The following is a 21,851-nucleotide window of genomic DNA, read 5'->3' as shown; positions in this document are numbered from 1 at the left end:
AAATTTATTGGAGGAATTTTATTATGAATAAATTAGCAAAATTTGCACTCGTTTCTGGATCAGCACTTGTATTAGCAGCATGTGGTAACAACAACCAACAACCACAGCAACAGCAACAACCTCAACAACAACAAACTGCTCAACAAAACCAAGGAAACCAACAGCAGCAACAACCTCAACAGCAACAACAAAACCAACAGAATGACCAAAATAACCAACAAAATAACAACCAAGGTTCAGGTATGAACCAAACACAACAAACAACTGGCCAACAAGGTCAAGGACTTGAAACAATGACATTCAGCCTTTCATTGGAACAAGCCGTGGAAACATTTATGAACAACGCTGGCCAAGGTACTTTAATTAACGAAATTAAATTAGAAATGGAAAACGGCATTTACGTTTACCAAATTAACGGATACAACGGTAACCAAGAGTTCGAAACTGATATCGATGCTAACACAGGTAACATTGTAAAAAATGAAGTTGATACAGATGATGATATCGATCAACAAGTTATTGAATTAGCGAACATCATTACCCCACAAGAAGCAATGGAAAAAGCTCTTCAAAATGCAGGAACTGGCTTCGTTAAAGAATGGGAACTTGACTTAGAAAACGGCCGTACGGTTTACAAAGTCGACCTTGAAGGTGGCGCAATGGATCAACGTATTGATGCTGTATCTGGAGATATTTTATAAGCCTAAGCAACCCACTACCAAAATAATTATTTCATAAAAAAACAGCCCGTAATGATTGCTAATCAGCAATCATTACGGGCTTTCTTATTAGTCTACTTTGTCGATTTTCCCTTGTTCAATATACACACTTAAGATTGAGATATCTGATGGATTAACTCCACTGATCCGGCTTGCTTGGGCAATCGTTTGCGGTCGAATTTTATCTAATTTTTCAATCGCTTCGGTAGCAATTCCGTTGATTTGGGTATAATCAATCGCTTCTGGAATTTTCTTAGCTTCCATTTTTTTGATTTTTTCCGCTTTGCGATAAGCTTTTTCGATATAGCCTTCATACTTAATATAAATAGCTACTTGTTCTTTCTCATAACGGGTCAGTGGCTCTTGTGGAGGTATTTTTTCTAGCAATTCATCATAATCTACTTCTGGTCGCTTTAAGAGCTCGTAAGCAGTTCGTCCATCCTTCAATGACGACGTACCAAGTGCCTCCAAAAACTCATTATCTGCCGGTGTTAATGTCACATCTTTTAGACGCTCTAACTCCGCTTGTACGCGAGCTTGTTTTTGGCGAAAAGCTTCCAAGCGGTCATCAGAAACTAATCCAATCTCATGCCCCAGCTCCGTCAAGCGAAAATCTGCATTATCATGTCTCAGTAATAAGCGATATTCTGCCCGTGATGTCAATAGACGATAAGGTTCATTCGTTCCTTTCGTTACCAAATCATCGATCATGACCGCAATATAACTCTCATCACGTTTCATCACAATCGGTTCCAAGTTGTCTAGTTGACGAGCTGCATTGATCCCGGCAACTAGTCCTTGGCCTGCTGCTTCTTCATATCCACTTGTTCCGTTCATCTGCCCGGCCGTATATAAGCCTCGAATTAATTTTGTCTCCAGTGAAGGTTTTAACTGATGCGGCGTAACCACATCGTATTCAATCGCGTAACCTGTCCGCATCATCTCTGCCTGCTCTAACCCTTCAATCGTACGCAACACTCCTAATTGCACATCTTCCGGCAATGACGATGACAAGCCTTGGACGTAGATCTCATCTGTCTGCAAGCCTTCTGGTTCTAGAAAAATTTGATGCCGTGGCTTGTCCGAGAAACGAACTACTTTATCTTCAATCGATGGACAATAGCGCGCACCAACCCCTTCAACAATCCCAGTAAACATCGGTGCTCGTTCTAAGTTTTCTCGAATCAAGTCGTGAGAAGCTTGATTGGTATATGTTAAGTAACATGGTGTTTGCTCCTCTAAGTAATCGTCATCAGCTGTTTCGAAGCTGAAATGGTTAGGTTGCGTATCACCGGGCTGAATTTCAGTTACCTCATAATTAATTGTCCGCTTATTAATTCGCGGTGGTGTTCCTGTTTTAAAACGTTCCAGCTCAAATCCTAAGTCCAATAAATTCTCGGATAGCTTAACAGATGCCTGCGTATTGTTAGGCCCAGAAGAATATTTTAGTTCCCCAATAATAATCTGACCGCGCGAACTCGTCCCCGCAGTTAAAATAACAGCTGGTGCATAATATACTGCCCCAGTATTAGTAATAATCCCTTTCACTTCGTCTTGTTCAACAATCAACTCTTCAGCAATTCCTTGCTTTAAGTCTAAATTTTCTTGACGCTCGATGGTTAATTTCATTTCATTGGAATATTGATGTTTATCCGCTTGTGCACGCAAAGCACGGACAGCTGGACCTTTTGCCGTATTAAGCATGCGCATTTGAATATAAGTCTTGTCAATATTACGAGCCATTTCACCGCCTAGTGCATCAATCTCACGCACAACAATTCCTTTTGCCGGTCCGCCTAACGATGGATTACAGGGCATATGTGCGACCATATCGAGATTAATGGTTATCAGTAATGTTTTTTTCCCTAGTCGAGCTGATGCTAAGGCAGCCTCACTACCCGCATGTCCCGCTCCGACCACAATAACATCATAATTTCCTCCATTGTATGTCTGCATAAGATTCTCCTCTTTAATTGATTTTTGACTTTTCTTTGACAGATTTTGACTGTTCATTCCTATCATGACAACTTCTAACCTAGTTCATTGTCTAAATTAGACCATAATTTTAGATTAATTTATATGAATTTGACTAGTTATAAAATGTTTAGACTATTTCCCTAAGCAGAATTGGCTGAATAATTTTGTAATTAGTTCATCTTGAACGCTATCGCCCGTAATTTCACCTAACAAATCCCAAGCTCGTCTCATATCAATCTGAACGAGATCAACTGGCATATCAAGCGCAATGCCGTTCAACACTTCGCTCAGAGCATCTTCTGCTTCTTCTAGGAGAGCAATATGACGCGTATTAGATACATAAGTGGCATCACGCTCACCTGTCTGTCCCGAGAAGAATAACTCCGCAATTTTATCTTGTAATTCATCCATTCCCGCCTGTGTCATCATTGACGTACTTACTATCGGATCATTAGCTATCAACTGACTCAGTTTGTCTACATTCAATTGTTGGTCTAGATCCGTCTTATTCAGCAAAATGATTCGATTCTGACCCTCTGTGGCCTCAATCAATGCTTCATCCTCAGCCGTTAATTTTTCACTTTGATTGAAGACGAGTAGAATTAAGTCAGCTTGCTGAATCGCTTGACGTGAACGATCAACACCGATTTTCTCCACTTCATCATCCGTTTCACGAATCCCCGCCGTATCAATCAACTTAAGTGGCACACCTTTTACATTAACATATTCCTCAATGACATCCCGCGTTGTCCCTGCCACATCAGTTACAATCGCTTTATCTTGTCGCAGTAATGTATTTAATAGACTGGACTTCCCAACATTGGGTCGTCCAATAATAGCTGTTGCTAAGCCTTCACGTAATATTTTTCCTTGTTGGGCAGTCTCTAACAACTTCTGAATGTCAGCCTTCACTTCCCGAGCTTTATCTTCCAGTAGTTGACTCGTCATTTCTTCGACATCATCGTATTCTGGATAGTCAATGTTGACTTCTACTTGCGCCAACGTGTCCAAAATCTTCTGCCGCAAATCACGAATTAATCGCGCCATCTGTCCATCCAACTGGTCTACTGCAACGTGCATAGCCCGATCTGTCTTGGCCCGAATCATATCCATGACTGCTTCTGCCTGCGACAAATCAATTCGTCCATTTAAGAAAGCTCGCTTCGTAAACTCTCCTGGTTCCGCTAATCGTGCTCCATTATTTAAGACAACTTGCAAGACTTTATTCACGACTAGAATCCCACCGTGACTATTAATCTCAACAACATCTTCACGTGTGTAAGTCTTGGGTGCTCGCATCACACTGACCATCACTTCATCCACAATATCTCCGGTTTTAGGATTAACAACTTTTCCATAATGAATGGTGTGAGTATCTTGATCTGCTAATGATTTTTTACCCATACTATATAATTTATCGGCAATCTCAATCGCTTCATCACCACTGATGCGCACAATACCAATCCCGCCTTCACCAGGTGGCGTCGAAATCGCGGCAATCGTATCAAAATCCATCCCCATTGCTTATTCCTCTCTTTCTTGACTATTTACTTTATTTTCTCCGTATTATTCATCTATCCACTAAAAAAAGCACTCCCTATCAATGAATTCACCAACTGAGATAACTGTTGGCACACGATTGACAGGACGTACTTTCACTACGTCTACTTATTTAAGTATGATTAGCTATATTTTACAAAACATCTCCCGAAAGTGCAAGTGTTTAATCTAAGATAACTTACTAGAACCAAAAAAATATCCCTACCATTTAATCACATCATTTACGGCGATTCTTTTCATTCTAAAAAAATTAAATTAATTTGTGCTTTAGCCTTGACTTTTTATATTTTTAAGGTATACTAAAGATAGACTTTTACAAATATAGAAAGGCGTTTAATATGAAAAAATTATTAACTTTAGCAAGTACAACGCTATTATTAGCAGCATGTTCACAAGGTGGTGGCGCTAATGAAGCTGACCAAGGTGCTGACTCAAGCGACACAAGTGAGCCAACAACAACCGAGACAACTGAAACCAAGGAGGAAACTAGCCAAGCTGACGACACAGAATCTACTGGCAAAAAAGAAGTCGTGGCAACAACCACGCAAGTAGCTGACCTTGTAACACAAATCGGGGGCGACCATGTAACAGTTACTCAATTAATGGGACCAGGTGTTGACCCACATGAATATCAACCATCAAGTTCTGATACACAAGCCTTAAGCAATGCTGAGATTGTTGCTTACAATGGGTTCCACCTAGAACAACAATTCACTTCATTATTTGAAAGTTTGGACGAAACAAACACACACGTCCTAAACATGGAAGGCGCTTTAGACACATCAGATGTGCTTGCTTCAGAAGAAGAAGAAGATGACTTAGAACACGATCCACACATCTGGTTCAGTATCGAAAACTGGAAAAAAGCAGCTGATTACGTTGCTGAACAATTAAGTGAAGCTGACCCTGATCACGCGGATGAATACACAGCAAATGCTGAAAACTACATCCAAGAATTAGATGAATTGAAAGCATACGCAGAAGGACGCATTGAAGAAATTCCAGAACAGTCACGTTACTTAGTGACCGCTCACGATGCATTCCAATACTTCGGCGAAGAATTTGGTTTCGAAGTGGTTGGTGTTCAAGGTCTTAATACAAACACAGAAGCTGGAACTGGTGATATTAGTGACGTAGCAGACTTAATCGTTGAAAATAACATAAAAGCTGTTTTCGTCGAAAGTTCAGTCTCTTCACGAAATATCGAAGCCCTAATTGAAGCCGTTGAATCTCGTGGGCACGAAATTTCTAAAGGTGGCGAACTTTACTCAGATGCATTGGGTGAAGCTGCTGAAGATGCGGATACGTACATTGGTATGTACAAAGCAAACGTTGACACTATTGTGGATGCATTAAAATAAAAGGATGATAATCTATGAATCAGTCGAAGGTAGCCATTGACGTCACGAATTTAACCGTTGCGTATGGCACAGAACCCGTTTTGTGGAATGTTAATGTGCAGTTTGAACGTAGTAAGGTTACGTCCATTATTGGTCCGAACGGGGCCGGAAAATCAACACTTCTCAAATCAATGTTAAATTTTCTGGAACCGCTCAGCGGAACCGTTACCTTTCATGTTAACTCTCCTAATAAAAACTCATACAAACACATAAAGAAACAAATTGCCTACGTGCCACAAAATCGAACAGTTGACTGGGATTTCCCAGCAACTGTTTTCGACATTGTAATGATGGGACGCTACGGCAAAGCAGGACTCCTGCACCGAACAACCAAAAAAGATCGACAAATTGCCCAAACCATGCTGGAAAAAGTTGGTATGACTGACTTTAGCGACCGTCAAATTAGCGAACTCTCAGGGGGGCAGAAGCAACGTGTTTTCTTGGCACGGGCGTTGGCAGAAGAACCCGAAATTTACATCTTAGATGAACCATTAGCTGGAGTCGATGTCACGACTGAAAAAATTATTATGAAGATTTTGAAAGAGCTCGCTGCCCAGAACAAAACCTTGCTCGTCGTTCACCACGACTTGCAAACTGTTGCTGAATACTTCGATCATGTTGTCTTCTTGAACAAAGAAGTTATTGCTTACGGACCAGTTGCTACTACATTTACCGATGAAAACATTGCTAATACGTATCAAAAAATGCCTGATTTACCTAACCAAGGAACCTCACGAAAGGAAGTGTCCTCAAATGATTGAAAACATCCATCATTTACTAGGTGATCATACCTTTCAAATTGTTGCATTAGGGACAGGTTTATTAGGGTTAGTTAGTGGTGTTGTCGGCACATATATTACTCTACGCAAAGAAAGCTTGCTCGGAGATGCGCTAAGCCATGCTGCCTTACCGGGGATTGGCTTAGCTTTTATGATAATGGGGTACAAAAACTCACTCGGTCTACTATTAGGAGCGAGTATTGTTGGTGTGCTGGCAACTAGTTTGATCAAATTTATCCAGCATAAATCAGTGGTCAAATTCGACAGTGCCTTATCGCTTATACTCACCTCATTTTTTGGGTTGGGATTGGTCTTACTGACTTATATCCAACGTCATGGGAATGCCAGCCAAGCGGGTCTCTCTAATTTTATTTTTGGGCAAGCCAGTGCGATGTTACGCAGTGATGTACGATTAATTACGATTATTAGTCTGCTTATCTTCGCAATTATTCTATTATTTTGGCAACCATTTAAGTTACAAACCTTCGATCCGGTATTTGCTCGCACGATCTATACCCACCCTAAGCGAATTGAATTTATGTTGTCTGCTATTACGGTCCTCACCATTATGATTGGACTGGAATCAGTTGGGGTGGTTTTAATTAGTGCCCTTCTAATTGGCCCGTCTATCGCGGCGCGTCAATGGTCGAATCAACTTCATATAGTTATGATTTTAGCGGGACTCTTTGGTACAGTATCTGCTGTTCTAGGCACGTTTGTAAGTTCGATGAATCGTAATATTCCAACGGGGCCCACTATCGTCATATGGATTAGTCTCATCGTGCTCATTAGCTTACTATTCGCACCGAACCGAGGTATCTTTGCTCGCAAACGACGACTGAAGAAAAAACGACAACAACTACTTCAACAAGCACGGGAGGAACAAGCATGAACTTACTATTAAATATTCTGATTGTAGCGATGATAACCTCTATCGCTTGTAGTTTACCCGGTGTCTTTTTAGTCCTTCGAGGCACAACAATGGTCAGTGATGCCGTAACCCATACCGTATTACTAGGGATTGTTATTGCCTTTTTCATTGTTCAAGACTTAAGTTCCCCCTTCTTATTAATCGGTGCTACTGTTGTCGGTTTAATCACAGTCTGGTTAATAGAAGCATTGAACCGCACAAAGTTATTGTCCTTAGATGCTTCTATTGGGGTTGTCTTTCCTTTCTTATTCAGTATTGCGATTATCTTAATTAACTTATATGCAAGTCATGTCCATCTTGATGTCGATATTGTCCTAACGGGTGAGATTGGTTTTACACCCTTCCACCGTCTCGTATTATTGGGACAAGATCTTGGTCCACAAGCTTTTTGGAAGATGCTTATCATTGCAGGTATCGACTTAGGCATTATTACACTCTTCTATAAAGAATTAAAGGTCACCAGTTTTGATCCAGAATATGCTCAGACAATTGGGATCAACCCTACTGTATTTCACTATTTATTGATGAGTATGGTGAGTTTAACGGCTGTTGCTGCTTTTGAAGTAGCTGGAAGTGTCTTAGTAGTTGGCTTCATGGTGGGGCCAGCCTTAGCTGGTTATTTATTATTTAATGACTTGAAGCGTATCTTATTAAGCAGTGCTGTTATCTCTGTTATTAATAGTATCATAGGCGTCTACTTGGCTTACCAATTGGACACGACTTTTAACGGGATGATTGCCGTAGTAACAGGCCTAACAACTTTGCTCATTATCTTATTTTCCCCGAAGAAAGGGATACTAACATCGAATTAACAGCAAATACAAATAGAACACCACAGTTAAGCTGTTTTAACAGCAAGTTGTGGTGTTCTATTTGTATGCTAGTAATTTATAATACCGTCAACTTCGCAGAGCTAACATATAGACAATTGATGTAGCAACTTTCAGCACACACAAATAGTCAACTAAAATAAACGCTAATGCTTTTAACCAAGATCTAGTCAGAGCGTACGTAAGCGCCATCCTTAAAAAAATGTATTTAACTAACTGATCAGCGAGTAGTTAATATTTTTTTAGAATCAAACCGTAGTAAGTGTTTCATGAGAATATATCCTTTCTGCGCTAACTCCCCCTGTTGCAAAAGGAACTCTCCACAACCTATAGCTGTCTTTTTTCATCTCAATCTAGTTTAAATAATCCAAAATTAAGACTCAGAAATTTTCTCAAATATGTCTGCATAACTACTATTAGTACTCAGCGATATAAAGTCATTATATGTACCCGAGAACACAATACGTTGATGCGCTAAAAAATGAATCCAGCAGTCAATATCTCGCAGTGAATCGATATCATGAGTTGACATAATGACCGTATGATCCTGAGCCAGCACTTCGAACCGATGAAGCATCTCTCTTGTATAATGCGGATCAACGCCACTCGTTGGCTCGTCAAATACATAAAGTAGGCGATTAATTTCGCACAGACAAAATGTAATAAGTAGCTTTCGCTCTCCTCCTGACATAGCTCCAATTTTTCTACCAGATATTTTTTGAATCACTGGCCACTTTAAGACGAATTCTTTCTTCTTTGCAGCTTCCTTCTTAGATAGCGCAATATTCAGGAGGAAATCAATAACATCTTCTCCTGTCAGAGAACTTAGCAATGGGACGCCTTGCGTTTGATACATAATATCTGAAAATTCTGGTCGATCAACTAAATAAGACCGATTATCAGTCGCTGTGATAATATCTAACAATGTCGATTTCCCAGCGCCATTCGGTCCAACAATCACATTCAATCGATTCTTTTCTACCGTCATATTCAGTCGATCAAATATGAGTTGCTCATCATACGAAAAAGTCAAATTCTCTATTCTCATTATTTCATCTCCTAAACTATCCTATTTTCGTACGGATCAATGCTAAATTTATATATGCTATAATAGCCGACCGCAAGATAAACAAATGATATTAATGAAATGATAAATATATCTCCGCCTTGCCCGCCAAATAACTCACCCACGATCAGCACATACTTCAATGGATTCAGGCCGAGTAGTAGCAATTGCCACCAATTATCCCCATCAAATTGCAGTAAAAAGAACATACACGCTAAAATAACGGCTCCCATCACACTTAATGTTTCTTGTTTTACCTTTAGTATTGTTATGCACCCAAACACGCTCATTAAGGGGATAAACACTAATGTTGAAATAGATAGGACTATCAACAAGTGATACAAACTATAATTGCCTAAAAAAATAGCCACAATTCCCCAAAATAAAACCACTTGGATAATTGTTAAAGCGTATTGAACAATAGCTATTGATAAATAAAAGATATATTGATTGCTCGCTACATAGGATATTATTTTATAAAACCCACTCTCTCGATAGATTAACGTCTTCATGGATATGTTATTGATAATATTAGTCACAACAATAAACGCAATATATGGCACATACACAGTGATGTACTCTTCTGTGGTATTTACTTGATAATTCACAGGATCATTCCACATTTCAAAAAACATGTAAAGAATAGGGGCTGCAAATGTATATACAAATACAATTTTGTAAGCTAACGAGTGTTTAAATATCATTTTCATCAATGTTGTTATTTTGTTCATTGCCTTACTCCTTTGTCCTTAAGATTCTTAATTGTCTTAAGGAGCTCATTTCTTTTTTAGTTCTTGTCTATACTTTATGGAAAAGGTAAATATTTACCTTATATCCAACAACTCCCCATAGCTTCTCCCATGCTTTTATAAAAGGCATCATATAAATTTCTAGATGTTCCTAATCCAACACTGCAAATACCATTTTCTCTAATTCCAACAATTATAATGATGTAAATATCAGTAACTACAGAGATATCACTTAATAGAACTTCATCAAAAGTTTCTACTAAAACTCTATAACCCAAGTTCGAACTATTCGAGTTTATTTTGATATATCTGTAAAATCACACCAAGAATTGTAGGAAACATGGCAATAAAAAGCAATTCTCTTTTTTCTATGACCCAAAAATATATAACCAAACCTATTCCAAGAATAGAAAAAAGTACACTAATAATTCTTATACTCTTTTTTTATTCATTTAACTCACCCTCCAAAATTTATTTAAAATTAAATGATTTAATAGAAACTACAATAGACAATATAAATACTCCTAAAACAATTGTTAAAAAAACCAAAGCATGAATAGTTGGATTTATTCTCATTATTATATTAACATATTTAATATCAATCTCTCTAATCAAATAAACTAACAACATTATAAAAGCTAAAAATACAATAGACATAGCATTAGATCCACCTACCTCAAATTTATAATATGACGGTATAGATAATATTAGATTGAAATATGAAAACACATAGCCAATAAATGGAACTATCATATAAACCAGTAATGTATGTTCTTCATAAAGTAAGTATACACTAATATTCATTATATTTACTATCACCTACTCGATTCATCCTATTACCTTCTAATTGATACACCGCATCATACTGACTCAACTGTTCCGCCGTTGTATGATGATTCACTTCAATCACCGTCTGCGGTAGGTTAAATAACGTTCGGTGAATACTGTGTGCGGTTCGGTTATCTAAAGCTGCAGTGATCTCATCGGCAATAAGAACCTGACGCTGACGAATAATAGCTCGAGCAATTTCAATCCGTTGATTCTGCCCACCGGATAAGTGTTTCCCTTGCTCCCCGACAACATAATCCAGTCCCTTATCTTGAATTAAATCAGTCAGCCCCGCCAACTCAATCGCTTTTTGAAGCGACTGATCTGAGAAATCTTCTCCCAACATAATATTGAACGCAATACTGTCGTCAAAGATAATTGGCTTCTGTCTAATGTAGCTAATATGTTGTTTTAATGCCTGATTATCCAAGACCTGTCCATCATAAGTTACCTCACCTGAATCGACTTGAAGCAATCCTTGGATAATCTTCAGAAAAGTTGTCTTTCCTGAGCCCGATTGTCCCATAAGTAAAATCTTTTCGCTGGATGTGATAGCTAAATCAAGGTTGTCAAAAATCTGAGTATCTCCGTGGCTGAAGGATACGTGATTAAGTTGAATTGGTAAAATAGACTGATCGTATGTGTATTGCTGAAAGTGAGGATCAGTCTCGGCTGCCATTGTGGTCAATTTCTGTCTGATGTCTTTGGTGGTGGCTAGCTTGTTGTAGCACTGAACGGCTACAGTGAGCGGATTGGCAATGCGGTCACTCGCCATAAAAATCGAAATAAGCGCCCCGACTGCGATATGTCCATTCAAGACAAATAACCCCCCGATAAATAACGGAATAATACTTGCAATCATTGACAGAACGTATGCAGCGGTGTTAGATCCGCCTTGTGCTTTGGTCATCTGAACTAAGCTATCCTCTGAGTGTATGAATTGATGCTTTAGTCGGCGGAAAAATGTTTCCTCACGACCGTAACTTTTAATCGACGGTGCGCCTTGTATATCTTCTGTTAACTCTTTGGTCGTCTGTTCATTTTGCTTCGTCCACTCTCTAGAGGCTCGTTGAATAATCGGTTGAGTAAACCTCGGCAAAATCATTGGCATGAACGCAAAGGCAATAAAGATAGCGGATAACGTAACATTCGTGACCGCTACGTAAATTATTGCCACACTTGCTAATAAAACAGTTTGGATCATGCGCATATAAGAAGTCACATAATTGTCTTCTAACAACTTTAAATCATTTTGAATAAATGATAACCTATCAGATCCTCGCTCCTTCCCATCTTCACTGTAATACTGTAAAAAATGTTTATATGCTAATGTCTTTACATTTACATTATATGATTTAATCAGTTTAGCCATACTTATCTGGTAAAAATATCCACCAAAACCAAATAGTATAAAGCCACCGATGCCCAGTAAAGTTCCCATTAATAAACTATTAAAATCCCCAGCTGTTAAACCATCTGTAATAATCCGGATAGTCAACGGCAACAAGAAACCTTCCACACTGGCCATAATCAATCCTATAATTGAATTAATAAATTGTTTTTTGGAACTAAATCTAATAATGGATTTCAAGTGTCTAACTCCTCCATACTAAATAACCTCCTATATTTATTTCCAGAAATACGCGTATATTCCAATTAATTATTCTGAATAAATATATTATATCCTATATATTCTAACAAATCGAATATTTTATTTATTTTATTGAAATTTATTTGAATAAATAGTATCATTATATTTGAATAAGGATGACGGGAGGTTTACACAATTAGTACGCTTATCAAACGACGACGCAAGGAATTAAATCTAACCCAACAAGATCTAGCAAAAGGGATCTGTGCACAACCATTAATTAGTAAGCTTGAAAACGGAGATAATCAACTTAGCATGCAAAAGCTTGAGAAAATTGCTGAGCGATTACAACTGCCGTTAAATGAATTAATTAATCAGTCCGTGCAAGAATCTGACACTTTAGTCTCTCCTAAAGTGAAGACTAACTTTCAACTAATCTCAGAGATCCGAAAGTTATTGGAACACAGAAATTATCATGCGTTAGAATTACTGATCGAAAAACATCAAGAAGAAATCAATCGAGCTTCTAGTAATTATGAAGTAACATTTTTTCAGTGGATCAACGCTACACTTTATTATCATCAATATCAAGATATCCAAAAAGCTCTAGATATGCTGGAAGCAATTGATATTTCTCCAAAAGAACAACCGGAGTTATCTCTGGAAATTGTCAACGCTCGCGTCAGGTTGTTTTATTTAGATGAGCAATTCGGAGAAGCACTAAATATAATCTACCAGACAATAGAACTTACCAATAATGAAACCATTGATTTTAAAATACGTGCAAAATTTTTATTTAACTATTCATTGATATCTAACAAACTGCAGCATAGAGAAGAGACATTGAATAGCTTGAATGAAGGAATTGATCTTTTAATTGAACATAATTCTCTGTTCTTATTGGGAGATTTTTATTATCAAAAAGGGTTATTCTTTCAACGTATTAAGGAATTCAAATCAGCACATCAGTACTATCTACACGCTAAAAGTCTATTTACCATAAAGCAGAATGAGCAATTCAAAAACTTAACAGAATTACGACTGAACGAATTGAACAATTATAAAAAGGAATAAATTTATATAAATAAATTATTGAAGTTAATATCTATAACTTTCATTTTAACGACTCTAATTGTCATATCCCCTCTAGGAAATGGTAAAGACCTACCTCCAACTGAACACTACTCCCGTTAATTTATTTGTATCTAAAAAGCCCCTACATTTTATGTGTAGGGGCTTAAGACTATTCAATGATACTTATTCAGCTTCTTCTTGCTTTGGTTCTTGGGCTTGTGGTGCTTGTTCTGGTTGTTTTTCTTCTGGTGCAGGTTGTGGTGCCTCCACTGGTTTTTCTGGTGTTTGTGGAGCACTTGGTTGTGCCGCTTCTTTTGGTTGAGGAGCAGGTGTATTTTGGTTATTTACAGCTGGTTTCTCTGGCTGTTTTTGTTGTTCCTGTTTTGGTTCCTGCTTCTCTTTTTCATCTTTTTTGTCTTCTGCTTTCTTCTGACCAAATTCTGGCAATTTAACAAGTGGTGTTACTTTGTTGCCTTCAACTTTTAAGTCACCCAAGTCAATTTCAATACTTTCATCGTCTTTTGTAATCGTAACTTTTTCACCGAGACGGAAGAATTCTGACATATTGTGACGATCTACCTTGTATTTGTCCGCCAAGTATTGCATTTTCTTCTCATCAGTTAGTTCTTTCTGCTCTTCTGACGTAGCGCCTTCTGAGTGCCACCAATCATCTTCACCTGGTGTTGGTTGCTCAGATGGGTTTTCCACCAACCATTTCGCTGTCTTAATGATATCTTCCGGTTTATGACCTTTCAAGTAAACTTTATCACTCTCAAGAATATCTTTCACTGTAATGTTGTGGAAGTGGTCATCGTGCGGAATAATGAACGTCCCATCTGCATACTCCGTTACGAAGCGCAAGTAGAATGGTAATTTCGTCAATTCAATGACTTTTTCAGCTTTCAATCGGTTGTAAATTGCTTCTGGACTGTCTGCTGATAAGTTTTCTGGCTTCTCTTGTTTCTTGTCACCACCACGAGCTTTTAATACTTCTTCAGCTGCTTTTTGTTCAGCAGGTGATAAGTCTTTAATTGGAATGTAGTGAGTGTGGTCCATATGAGGCACAATGTACCCATTCCCCGCTTTACGGTCAATATCATTGGCATCAAAGATGTATCCATCAGATGTTGTATACTTGCCGGCTGCTTTTGCTTTAGCAATTTCTTCCGGTGAGTAAACAATTTGTGAGTTTGGCTTACCTTTGCGTTCAGATTGAGGAGTCGATTCGTGGTTTTCATCATGATCATCCGTTGACTCTTCTTTACCTGGTTTTTCTTTTGATTCTTCATCTGCAGGTTTTTCTTGTTCTTTGTTGTCTGTTGAATCAGCTGGTTTTTCTCCTTGTTTCTGACCAAATTCTGGTAATTCAACAAGTGGCGTTACTTTATCGCCTTCAACTTTTAAGTCTGACAAGTTAATATCAATACTTTCGCCATCTTTTGTAATAGTTACTGTGTTGATAATACGTTGGAATTGGCTAAGATCATTACGGTCGACGCCATATTTCTCTGCCAAGTAATCCATTTTCTTCTCATCTGCTAATTCATCTACTTCAGCTGGTTCTTCACCGGCTGAGTCACCCCAACCATCTTTACCTTTTGGTCGTGCATCTGGATTTTCAGCCAAGTATTTAGCTGTCTTCAAGACATCTTCAGCACTATGACCTTTCAAGAAGTATTCACGGTCACTATCATTACCTATGATTTGTTGAACACTAATATTGTGGTAGTGATCGTGGTGTGGAATAATGAATAATCCTTCAACATATTCAGTCAAGTACTGCAAGTTGTACGGTAAGTCCGCTGGTTTAATAACTAATTCAGCTTTTAAGCTTTCATAGTATGCCAATGGATCTTTCTTCGGATCAACTGCATTTGAATCTTTACCTGGTTTTTCTTGATCTTTGTTGTCTTCAGCTGGTTTTTCTGGCTGTTTTGGTGATTCTTCTTTGTTTGGCTTTTGTGGTTTTTGTGGCTGTGATTGACCTTTGCTTGGTTTATCCGCCATTTTCGGTAACTTCTGTCCTGCTTTACGCGCATTGACAACCGCATGGGCAGCTTCTTTTTCCGCATCAGATAGTTTACCTTCTGGAATCACGTGGTGGTGATCGCCATGCGGTTGAACAAATCCAAAGCCATCCACATAATCTGTTATCTCTAATGGGTTAAAGACCAATCCATCGCCTTCTTTATGACGTTTACTTGGATCCATATCGAATACTTTTTGGACAAGTGCTTTCAAGTCAGAGCTTGATGGTGCTTTGTCTGGACGTTTAGAATGGCCTGTTTGTCCGTTGTTATGTTGGTGTCCTTGACTTTGGTTACCCGCTTGTGGTTTTTGACCTGGTTGTGGGTTAACACTTGGACGGTTAGATCCTTGTTGTGTGTAATTTGGTGATTGTTTGCGATTGCCACCTGTTGTGTTGTTTTGACGGCCTGACTGTGCGTGAGATGATCCTCCGCCACCACCAAGGAATGCACGTGCTGCTGCTAATTCACTCGCTGATAAGTGAGCTTTTGGTACATAGTGGAAGTGATCATCATGGGCAACAATGTAGGCATCACCGGTATCACGAACGATACTACCGGCTGTAAAGACGTACCCATCATCTGTTGTATAACGACCGCTTGCTTTAGCTTGACTGACTTGTTTCTTCACTTCTGGTGATAATGGTGCATGGTCATGATCGTTCCCACCACCAGATTGTTTGCCTTCCCCATCATGTAAGCCTGTAATTTTTTGCTGTTCGGCAATTTCTTCTTTCGTACGAACATTTTTAGCTTTATCTGGTTCTTTTAAGTATAGGTAGTATTCACCTTTTACTTTAACAATGTAACCATCTTGGTGCTCGCTAATAATATCATCTTCATTGAGCTCATAATCTTTAATCACTAGTTCTTCACTAATAATCGCGTCAAAAGGTACTTTCCCGGAGAAGAAGTGGTAGTGGTCACCGTGCGATGTCACATAACCATCATCCATAATCTTAACAACAATCTGTTCAGCATCGATCGCTTCATCATGACTCACTTGTTCAGGCGTTTTTTCACTTGTAGCTCCTGCACTTTTACTACTTTCAATATACTGAATACCACTGTCAGAGCTATTATCGGTTTCACCTGTTATTAAGTGATTAGTATAGTAGCCCCCACCGAAGATAACGGCACTGGCCAGTGATCCTAAGATAATCTTCTTAATATTTGTTTTTTCCATAACTTATGATTCCTCCGCTTTTAATGATTGATATAATGTCTCGAGTTGGGCTTCCAAGTTGTCTAAATAAGAATCCGTATTTTGTGGATCATACTCCAAGGGGCTCAACATTTCTACTTTCGCACCTGTTTCAGCAGCTAAGGTCTGTGCTGTCTTATCGCTCACATTCGGCTCGACGAAGATGGTCTTCACGCCACGTTCTTCCATAAAGGCCTTAATTTCAGCCATTTGTTTCGGACTTGGCTCGACATCCCCATCAATACCTGCAATACCAAGCTGTTTCAGCCCAAATCGCTCCGCTAAGTAAGAAAAGGCTGTATGTTGTGTCACGAATGTCTTATGCTCTAATTCTTTGAACTTTGGCTCGTACTCATCAACCAAGGCTTGGGCTGTTTCCGCAAAGTCAGCTGCATTTTGTTTATAGTAATCTGCCTGTTCTGGATCTACTTCTGACAATTCATCTGCAATATATCGAGCAGATTCAGCTGCCATCAATGGATCTAACCAAGAATGTGGATCCTTCGCACTGGCATCATCAAATTCTTCCAACCCTTCGACAGCAATTAATTCTTGGGTACTACTTGCCTCCACTTTCCGAACATCTGTTTCAACTGCATCTTCTAAGCGACCTGCCCAACTTTCAAGTATTCCTGAATAGTAAACGAAGATATCACTATCAGCAATTGCTGCGACATCTTCAGCAGATGGTTCGAACCCATGAATTCCAGCTCCTGAGTTAATCATTCGCACATCATTCAAGTCGCCTGATACTTCCTTAGTAATAGCATACGTTGGATAAAAACTCGTTACCACGTCCAACCCTGCTCCTTGACTATCAGCTGCTGGCTGACTAGTTGCCTCGTTACTACATGCACCTAAGCATAATCCCACAGTTGCTAAACCTGCTAACCAAGCTCGCTTTCTTACTCCGCTCACAACATCATTCCTTCCCACTGTCTTATAATCGTAATTATTACGATTATATATGTAAAAAATAAAATATAACACTTAATTTGGTTTCCTATCCGTAATTGTTACGTTTTATATTGTAACAGACCTTACTGGACACTTCAAGAGGAAATTGAAAGAAATCCAAATTTTTTAGCCTACTTTAAAAGTAGTGCTGTTCTCTATTCATGTACTATGGCATCTCATGAGTTGAAAGTTGCGCTATTTCAACATAAAACTCACATTTTCCCCTAAAAATGATCAAACTTTAATGCCGAAATCTTGATACAATAGATATACACTAAACAGAAATGAGCTTATATAATGAAACAATTATCATTATTTATATTCCTTCTTCTATTATCTTGGGGAATGGAAATCCAACTTCTCTCTTATTATTTTGAAGATTTAACCGCTGAACGACATTTACATCTATTTTTAGGGATGAGCGGGACGCTTTTGTATCTAATCCCTATTTTGATTATTTTATTTTATCTCAGTCGAAAGCTGAGTGTTTCTTTTCCATTCATTCTATTGGCATTATTTGTTGGGTGGTCCATCGCTGCCCCATTAAGTATGGAAGTCAATACATGGGTAGATGGCCAACTACAGCAGATACTATCAGCTGATATCTATCAAGCCTGGATTGATACATTCAGTGCTCCATTTGCCGAAGAATTTTTAAAAGCTAGTACGGGCATTTGGGTTCTTTTTCTATTGAAAGAAAAACGGTTGTCGGCAGCCATGTTAGTCGGCGCAGCTAGTGGACTAGGCTTTCAGTTAGCTGAGGATATGTACTATATTGCCGGTGAGAGTTACTTGGATGTCAATAACACGTATCCAGAATTAATCAATCGCTTATCAGGTGCTCTAGCATCACATTGGCTCTACACATCTATCGTTGTCGTCGGTATCATGTGGCTAATCCAAACGCACTTTAAGCCCAAAAGTATTTTACCTTATATCTATGTGCTAGCTCCCATCGCACTTCACTTTTTCTGGAACTCACCATTTAACGTCAGCCAATCTATCTTCTCACCTATTAGTGCCACACTCTCGGCCATCACGCTGTATTTAGGCTGTCATGTTTATCAACATGTTATCCTAGCCAACCCATTCGATAAATGAATCAGCTACTCCTAACGCATTCAAATCAACATATTAAAACCCCACCCGACAACTTCTAGGAAGCTATCAGGTGGGGGAATCTATTATTCGTTTTTCTCCAAATGATCGAAAATCAAATCGGATTAATCCTGCAGCTAAGATTATCATTAAAATAAGGATTGTAAGATCTACAATTGGTGCGCTTAATAAATCTCCCGGTGTTGATAATGGAGAAATCATGTAAAGCAAGTATAAAATAGCCAACCACTTGCCAACCACTTGCGATTGAGCGGAAATTTTTGATGAACAACATATAGATCGATCTGATTTGAAATCAAATGTTACCCATGGATCTGGTGGTGCTAGCGCTAACGTTACCATAATATAAATCAATCCATACAAGGTTGGAAAATATTCTATCCAAATACTTTCATGTGCCGTGTAAGACGCTAATAGCATGTCAACAATAACGAATCCATGTAAACTAATCCCTATCCAAGCTGAATGATGTAATTGTTTGAGATCTCTTATCAGTTGTGATGTATTTTTTTTAATATCAACATTAATAAACAATTGTATCACTCTTTCATAAATTAAACTCTTTCTTTCTAAGCATCTATATTATCTAACTTATTTTAAGTATAACTCATATTAATAGCGCTTTCAAATTTAAATTATTATTTTTTTTAATTGTTTTGTAAGCTTATGATTTCCCCATTACTCAAACACCCCACCCGACAACTTCTAGGAAGCTATCAGGTGGGGCATGCATCTTTATTTATTTTTATCCAAATGATCAAATATCAATCTCTGATGTATCAGATCGAAAATCAAATCGGATAAGACGTAGTGTCAGGATAAACCCAATTGTCAAAACAGCGATATCTACCCAAGGATATACCCAAATAATTTCAGCTCCCAACATAACAAAAAGGAAGTACAATCCAATTAAACACAGCCCAAACAACTCCGAATGAATGGCTTTATCTTTTCGTTCATAAGCATTCTTTGACCAGATATTAAACTTAATGGATTTCCCAAATGTTGCCATAACAAATAAGTAAACAGACTTCACATACAAATTATTGCTAAGCATACTTGATATCGGATCATTACCAGTAACAAGAAAGATTATGCCGTCAATCGCTAAGACTCCCCATAGTAACAAACTAATATAGAAAGAATCATAAGCATGTTTCCAACGAAGAATTAATTTTTTTACATTTTTCTTTATATCGAAAGATACTTGCATTGCTTGCCTCCTCCGAGCTTAAACTCTTTCAACTGTTCTATAAATTTGAGGGTATCCTGGTCCGGGATTAGGGGGAATTGTTATCTTTACAGCTGTTATCTCTTCTAAGAGAATCATACGCGCTGATTCTTGCCACCATCTTTCTTGGCGAAGTCTTAATGCTGATGCTCCTATTTGAAGAAAACTAGCTACATAACCTATTAAAGAACCTTTAGCCAAAATATCAACTACTTGTATAGCAATGTCTGTCGTTATGCCGCCAGCAACAAGAGCTTTATCTTTACCCCAATAGTATACACTACTATCACTACTTCTTGCTTGTAAACTTTGATTCACTTTAGCCAGTTCTTGCTCTACGACCGCTGGATCTTGTAAGTCTCTGAGATACTGGTCTTTCATTTCAGCAGGTACTTCGGCCGTAATTGTTTTGTTCTCATCTTCATATATCACAACTTGTTCAACATCTGTTTCCACGGCGGTTTCTTCTGTATCAATGTCTGTTTCGATTGCGACAACTACTGTATTCACTGAGGCAGACAGGATTAATAGACTACTTAGAGATGCAATAATAAGATTTTCACAAAGAATCCTTCCAGATCCAAATTTGACTATCGACGTTTATCTACCCTACTTTCCTTTATCTCTTACCTTCTTATCATTTTTCTCACATTAATTTTAACAGAAAAAAGTAGCGCTTTCAAGAAATTAATGAAATCGTTCCTAGACATATCCAGTTAATAGCTCTTAGGCTACTCCCAACAACTATTAAAATCCCCCACTATCCGCTTGCTGAAAGCTTATAGTAGGGGAAATAGCTTTATTCATTTTTGTCCAAGGAAATTGTCAGTCCTCTACAACCACTTATTATAATCATCATCTTCCATCGCTTCCACCACTCCCAGCAGGTACCCGTTGCCGACTTGTGAGAAGAAGTCGTGGTTGCTGGTACCGGTTGAGATGCCGTTCATCACGAGTGGATCGACATCTTCTGCCGTATCCGGAAAGAGCGGGTCAAAGCCTAAGTTCTGCAAGGCTTTATTCGCATTATAACGAATGAAGGTGCCGACCTTCTCCGTCCAGCCCAGTGAATCATAAATATAAGCAGTATACTCCATTTCGTTCTCATACAATTCATAGAGTAAGTTAAATGCCCAATTCTTCAATTCATCTTGTTCTGCTTCACTTAACTGATTATAGCCAATTTGAAATTTATAGCCGATATATGTGCCGTGAACCGACTCATCACGTAAGATTAACTTAATAATTTCCGCTACGTTAGCCATCTTCGCATTCCCTAGATAATATAAGGGCGCGAAGAACCCTGAATAGAATAAGAACGACTCTAAGAAGACGCTCGCTATCTTAATCTTGAGTGGATGGCCTTCTTGATAAATATCATTAATAATCTTAGCTTTTTTCTGAAGCATTGCATTAGAGTGCGTCCAATCAAAGATTTCTTCAATCTCATCTTTCGAGTTTAAGGTCGAGAAGATGGAACTATAACTCTTCGCGTGCATGGATTCCATAAATTCAATATTATTATAAACCGCTTCTTCATGCATGGTCCGCACGCTATCTTTCAAGCTATTCATACCATCTTGAGATTGGAGTGTATCCAAGAGAGTTAACCCGCCGAAGACTTTTCCAATCATATCTTGTTCTTCCTCGGACAGCTTGCGCCAGTCATCTAAATCATTAGACACAGGAATTCGTGTATCTGTCCAAAATTGTTCGACTAACTTCTCCCAAGTCATCTTATCAATAGCATCTTCCAAGCGATTCCAATTAATCGCCGAATAGTAATTCTCTCTACTCATCCTACATCCT

Annotated in this window: 19 protein-coding genes; 7 read left to right on the top strand and 12 right to left on the bottom strand. The window is 38.4% G+C overall.

The genetic code is table 11. From position 1 onward, the window contains the following. The first annotated feature begins 23 nt into the window (after window positions 1–23). On the top strand, window positions 24–701 hold the full coding sequence (locus HMPREF9703_RS08570; RefSeq protein ID WP_004635469.1) for a PepSY domain-containing protein: 678 nt from the start codon (window positions 24–26) through the stop codon (window positions 699–701). An 87-nt stretch (window positions 702–788) separates the two neighbouring features. On the opposite strand, the gene mnmG is transcribed toward HMPREF9703_RS08570, so the two are convergent. Continuing rightward, window positions 789–2,675, bottom strand: coding sequence for a tRNA uridine-5-carboxymethylaminomethyl(34) synthesis enzyme MnmG (gene mnmG / locus HMPREF9703_RS02930; protein WP_004635468.1), 1,887 nt, complete (start codon window positions 2,673–2,675; stop codon window positions 789–791). Window positions 2,676–2,828: 153 nt separating this feature from the next. Beyond that, window positions 2,829–4,217 carry a tRNA uridine-5-carboxymethylaminomethyl(34) synthesis GTPase MnmE gene (mnmE, locus tag HMPREF9703_RS02925; protein ID WP_004635465.1) on the bottom strand — a complete coding sequence of 463 codons (1,389 nt, stop codon included), beginning with the start codon at window positions 4,215–4,217 and terminating at the stop codon, window positions 2,829–2,831. A gap of 377 nt (window positions 4,218–4,594) precedes the next feature. On the opposite strand from mnmE, the gene HMPREF9703_RS02920 reads away from it, so the two are divergent. From HMPREF9703_RS02920 to HMPREF9703_RS02905, 4 genes are read left to right on the top strand one after another with little or no spacing between them, the layout of a single operon-like run. Beyond that, a complete protein-coding gene (locus HMPREF9703_RS02920) occupies window positions 4,595–5,617 on the top strand; it encodes a metal ABC transporter solute-binding protein, Zn/Mn family (RefSeq protein ID WP_004635463.1) in 1,023 nt (340 codons plus the stop codon). 14 nt (window positions 5,618–5,631) lie between these two features. Beyond that, window positions 5,632–6,417 (top strand): metal ABC transporter ATP-binding protein, encoded by a 786-nt coding sequence (locus tag HMPREF9703_RS02915; RefSeq protein WP_004635461.1) that lies wholly within the window; start codon window positions 5,632–5,634, stop codon window positions 6,415–6,417. Beyond that, a complete protein-coding gene (locus tag HMPREF9703_RS02910) occupies window positions 6,410–7,327 on the top strand; it encodes a metal ABC transporter permease (RefSeq protein ID WP_004635459.1) in 918 nt (305 codons plus the stop codon). The genes HMPREF9703_RS02915 and HMPREF9703_RS02910 overlap by 8 nt, the downstream gene beginning before the upstream one ends. After that, entirely contained in the window at window positions 7,324–8,178 is an 855-nt protein-coding gene (locus HMPREF9703_RS02905) for a metal ABC transporter permease (RefSeq protein WP_004635458.1), read from the top strand. The genes HMPREF9703_RS02910 and HMPREF9703_RS02905 overlap by 4 nt, the downstream gene beginning before the upstream one ends. Before the next feature lie 391 nt (window positions 8,179–8,569). On the opposite strand, the gene HMPREF9703_RS02900 is transcribed toward HMPREF9703_RS02905, so the two are convergent. The 4 genes from HMPREF9703_RS02900 to HMPREF9703_RS02885 form a co-directional block, all read right to left on the bottom strand. Next, on the bottom strand, window positions 8,570–9,244 hold the full coding sequence (locus tag HMPREF9703_RS02900) for an AAA family ATPase (RefSeq protein ID WP_004635457.1): 675 nt from the start codon (window positions 9,242–9,244) through the stop codon (window positions 8,570–8,572). An 11-nt stretch (window positions 9,245–9,255) separates the two neighbouring features. After that, on the bottom strand, window positions 9,256–9,993 hold the full coding sequence (locus HMPREF9703_RS02895; protein ID WP_004635454.1) for a hypothetical protein: 738 nt from the start codon (window positions 9,991–9,993) through the stop codon (window positions 9,256–9,258). 489 nt (window positions 9,994–10,482) lie between these two features. Beyond that, window positions 10,483–10,815 carry a hypothetical protein gene (locus HMPREF9703_RS02890; RefSeq protein WP_004635451.1) on the bottom strand — a complete coding sequence of 111 codons (333 nt, stop codon included), beginning with the start codon at window positions 10,813–10,815 and terminating at the stop codon, window positions 10,483–10,485. After that, the gene (locus HMPREF9703_RS02885; RefSeq protein ID WP_004635450.1) at window positions 10,805–12,430 is read right to left on the bottom strand and encodes an ATP-binding cassette domain-containing protein; all 1,626 of its coding nucleotides are present in this window, start codon (window positions 12,428–12,430) and stop codon (window positions 10,805–10,807) included. Before HMPREF9703_RS02885 ends, HMPREF9703_RS02890 begins: the two co-directional genes overlap by 11 nt. A gap of 195 nt (window positions 12,431–12,625) precedes the next feature. On the opposite strand from HMPREF9703_RS02885, the gene HMPREF9703_RS02880 reads away from it, so the two are divergent. Further along, window positions 12,626–13,504 (top strand): helix-turn-helix domain-containing protein, encoded by an 879-nt coding sequence (locus HMPREF9703_RS02880; protein ID WP_081476617.1) that lies wholly within the window; start codon window positions 12,626–12,628, stop codon window positions 13,502–13,504. 183 nt (window positions 13,505–13,687) lie between these two features. Here HMPREF9703_RS02880 and HMPREF9703_RS02875 read toward each other — a convergent pair whose 3' ends face one another. Both HMPREF9703_RS02875 and HMPREF9703_RS02870 read right to left on the bottom strand, forming a co-directional pair. After that, entirely contained in the window at window positions 13,688–16,717 is a 3,030-nt protein-coding gene (locus HMPREF9703_RS02875) for a pneumococcal-type histidine triad protein (protein ID WP_004635446.1), read from the bottom strand. A gap of 3 nt (window positions 16,718–16,720) precedes the next feature. Next, window positions 16,721–17,653 (bottom strand): metal ABC transporter solute-binding protein, Zn/Mn family, encoded by a 933-nt coding sequence (locus HMPREF9703_RS02870; RefSeq protein WP_050815188.1) that lies wholly within the window; start codon window positions 17,651–17,653, stop codon window positions 16,721–16,723. Window positions 17,654–17,989: 336 nt separating this feature from the next. On the opposite strand from HMPREF9703_RS02870, the gene HMPREF9703_RS02865 reads away from it, so the two are divergent. After that, the gene (locus HMPREF9703_RS02865; protein ID WP_004635442.1) at window positions 17,990–18,793 is read left to right on the top strand and encodes a PrsW family glutamic-type intramembrane protease; all 804 of its coding nucleotides are present in this window, start codon (window positions 17,990–17,992) and stop codon (window positions 18,791–18,793) included. A gap of 66 nt (window positions 18,794–18,859) precedes the next feature. Here the strand turns inward: HMPREF9703_RS02865 and HMPREF9703_RS02860 are convergent, their stop codons facing one another. The 4 genes from HMPREF9703_RS02860 to nrdF all read right to left on the bottom strand — a co-directional run bounded on the left by HMPREF9703_RS02860 (window position 18,860) and on the right by nrdF (window position 21,841). Then, a complete protein-coding gene (locus tag HMPREF9703_RS02860) occupies window positions 18,860–19,345 on the bottom strand; it encodes a hypothetical protein (protein ID WP_004635439.1) in 486 nt (161 codons plus the stop codon). A 223-nt stretch (window positions 19,346–19,568) separates the two neighbouring features. Beyond that, window positions 19,569–20,024 carry a hypothetical protein gene (locus HMPREF9703_RS02855; protein ID WP_004635438.1) on the bottom strand — a complete coding sequence of 152 codons (456 nt, stop codon included), beginning with the start codon at window positions 20,022–20,024 and terminating at the stop codon, window positions 19,569–19,571. A gap of 18 nt (window positions 20,025–20,042) precedes the next feature. Beyond that, window positions 20,043–20,498, bottom strand: a complete 456-nt coding sequence (locus HMPREF9703_RS02850) for a hypothetical protein (protein WP_155800795.1) — start codon at window positions 20,496–20,498, stop codon at window positions 20,043–20,045. 377 nt (window positions 20,499–20,875) lie between these two features. Continuing rightward, window positions 20,876–21,841 carry a class 1b ribonucleoside-diphosphate reductase subunit beta gene (nrdF, locus tag HMPREF9703_RS02845; protein WP_004635433.1) on the bottom strand — a complete coding sequence of 322 codons (966 nt, stop codon included), beginning with the start codon at window positions 21,839–21,841 and terminating at the stop codon, window positions 20,876–20,878. Between the last annotated feature and the right edge of the window lie 10 nt (window positions 21,842–21,851).

It is taken from the genome of Dolosigranulum pigrum ATCC 51524, assembly GCF_000245815.1.
Lineage (GTDB): Bacteria > Bacillota > Bacilli > Lactobacillales > Carnobacteriaceae_A > Dolosigranulum > Dolosigranulum pigrum.
The sequence above is the reverse complement of the archived record's forward strand: the minus strand, read 5'-3'. Positions and strand labels throughout refer to the sequence as shown.